This window comes from Mitsuaria sp. TWR114 (genome assembly GCF_007997345.1).
In genome coordinates, this window is the sequence record NZ_VOSR01000703.1 from 1 (window position 1) to 2,484 (window position 2,484).

General features: G+C 70.6%; 2 protein-coding genes and 1 pseudogene. All 3 read left to right on the plus strand.

Translation table 11 applies throughout. The features are described from left to right. Nucleotides 1-55: 55 nt before the first annotated feature. Nucleotides 56-1,054 (plus strand): annotated as a pseudogene (locus FUT87_RS22715) (alkaline phosphatase D family protein); the annotation flags it as partial. Next, nucleotides 1,051-2,133, plus strand: coding sequence for an ABC transporter substrate-binding protein (locus FUT87_RS22720; RefSeq protein ID WP_255511971.1), 1,083 nt, complete (start codon nucleotides 1,051-1,053; stop codon nucleotides 2,131-2,133). The pseudogene FUT87_RS22715 and the gene FUT87_RS22720, both read left to right, overlap by 4 nt. Further along, a partial coding sequence (locus tag FUT87_RS22725) for an alkaline phosphatase family protein (RefSeq protein ID WP_186830712.1) occupies nucleotides 2,130-2,484 on the plus strand: 355 nt, incomplete at its 3' end. The genes FUT87_RS22720 and FUT87_RS22725, both read left to right, overlap by 4 nt.

Below are 2,484 nucleotides of genomic sequence, written 5' to 3' on the forward strand. Positions count from 1 at the left end.
TTTCAGGTGAACGGCCGCGGCGCGGCGCTTCCGTGTCGCGTTCGGCTCCTGCGCGAAGCAGTCCAAGCCGCAGCCGATCTGGCGCGCCATCGGTGCGGCCAAGCCGGATCTCTTCCTGTTCCTCGGCGACAACCTGTATGCCGATGCGCGCGACGAGGCCACGCTGCGCCAACGCTATGCCGAGTTCATGGCGGTGGAGCCGCTGCAGGCCTTCCGCCGCGCGACGCCGCATCTGGCGATCTGGGACGACCACGACTTCGGCGATGACGACGAGGGCGCGGATTACCCGCTCAAGCAGCTGTCGCAGCAGCTGTTCTGCGATGCCTGGGGCGAGCCGGCGGACTCGCCGCGCCGCCGCGCGGACGGCGTCTACACGAGCCAGGTGTTCGAGGCCTTCGGCCGCCGCATCCAGGTGATCCTGCCGGACCTGCGCTTCAACCGCACGATGCTGACGGCGGATCCAGCGCTGAAATCGAGCTACGCCGCGATGGTGTTGCGGGCCAAGCTCAGCGGCCAGCCGATGACGGGGTGGTACGTGCCCGATCCGCGGCCGGAGGCGACCATCCTCGGGGAGGCGCAATGGCAATGGCTGCAAGCGCAGCTGCGCGTGCCGGCGGACGTGCGGCTGATCGGGTCCAGCGTGCAGTTCGCGGCCGAGGGCAGCGGCTGGGAATGCTGGGCCAACTTCCCACGCGAGCGGGCGCGTCTCATCGAGCTGATCCGCACGACCGGCGCCCAGGGCGTGGTGTTCCTCAGCGGCGACATGCATTACGCGGAGCTGTCCAGCGTCGAGGTCGAAGGCGGCTACCCGCTATGGGACGCGACCTCGAGCGGCCTGACCGAGGTCTGGGACATTCCCACGCCCAACCGCAACCGCCGCTCGGCGGTGATGGCGGAAGTGAACTTCGGCATCGTGGACATCGAGCCTGTCACCGAAGGAGAGGATGATCTGCGACTTCGCCTCGCGCTGTGCGACGTGAATGGAAAGGCCAAGGTGACGAAGGACCTGCTGCTGTCGGACCTGCGTCGCCACGCCAAGGAGAAGACCGCATGACCCTGTCCCGACGCGCCCTGCTCCGGACCCTGCCCGCCCTGTGCGGGCCTTTTGCCCTGAACGCCCTGGCCCAGGGCGGCATGCCGGCGACGCCGGCGCTGGATGCGCTGATGACCGCGGCGCGCAAGGAGGGCCGCGTGCACAGCCTGGGCATGCCCGACGACTGGGCCAACTGGCGCGCCACGTGGGCGGACCTGCAGCGGCTTTACGCGATCGCCCACGTCGACACCGACATGAGCAGCGCCGAGGAGATCGCCAAGATCGAGGCCGAGAAGGGCAATGCGAGCGCCGATCTGGGCGACGTGGGCTTCGAGTTCGGCGCGATCGCGAAGGCGCGCGGCATCACGCAGGCCTACCAGCCGACGACCTGGGCGCAGGTGCCGGACTGGGCCAAGGATCCCGAAGGCCATTGGGCGCTGGCCTACACCGGCACGATCGCGTTCGCGGTGAACCGCCGGCGGGTCAAGGACGTGCCGCGCAGCTGGCAGGCGCTGTTCGCGTCGAAGGCGCGCGTGATGATCGGCGAGGTCGGCCGCGCGGCGCAGTCCAACGCGGCGGTGCTGGCGGCGGCGCTGGCGCTGGGCGGGGACGAGACCCGCCTGCAGCCGGCGCTGGCCGCCTTCGCGCAACTGGCGAAGGAGCGGCGCCTGATCGGCACCAACGCCACGCCGGCGCTGATGGAGCGGGCGGAGGCCGATGTCTTCCTGCTGTGGGACTTCAACGCGCTGTCCTACCGCGCCAGGCTGCCCAACGCGGCGGACTACGAGGTGCTGATCCCCTCGGACGGCTCGGTGACCAGCGGCTACACGACGATCATCAACCGCTGGGCGCCGCATCCCAACGCGGCGATGCTGGCGCGCGAGTACATCTTCAGCGACGCTGGCCAGATGAACCTGGCGCGCGGCCATGCGCGGCCGATCCGCGTCGCGCATCTGAAGCTGCCGCCGGATCTGAAGGCGCTGCTGGTGCCGGAGGCCCAGTACGCGAAGGCGCGCGCGCTCAAGCCGGCCGTGTGGACCGAGGAAGTGAAGAAGCTGCCGCGCGCGTGGCAGCGCGAGGTGCTGGGAGCGGCGCGATGAGCGAAGCGGGCCAGGTTCAGGAGCAGGCGCCTGCCGCCGCTCGGCGGCTCGTCGTGCTGCTGGCCGACGGCCTTCGCGCCGACACGGCGCGCGACTACATGGGCTATCTGCAGGCGCTCAACGAAGCCGGCCGCGCGCAGTGGTGCTCGCTGCGCTGCGAGTTGCCCAGCCTGTCGCGCCCGCTTTACGCGACGGTGATCAATGGCCAGACGCCGCTGACGCACGGCATCCTGGGCAATGGCCAGGCGGGCCAGCGGCTGGCGCGCCACCTGTTCCAGGCGCTGGACGCGCGGGGCGTGCCGGCGGCGGTGGCGGCCTATCACTGGTTCTACGAGCTGCTGGCCGGCGAGG

What these genes read in the sequence shown, in the direction of transcription:
- FUT87_RS22720 (WP_255511971.1), top strand. Translation starts at nt 1,051, where the DNA reads ATGACCCTGTCCCGACGCGCCCTGCTCCGGACCCTGCCCGCCCTGTGC.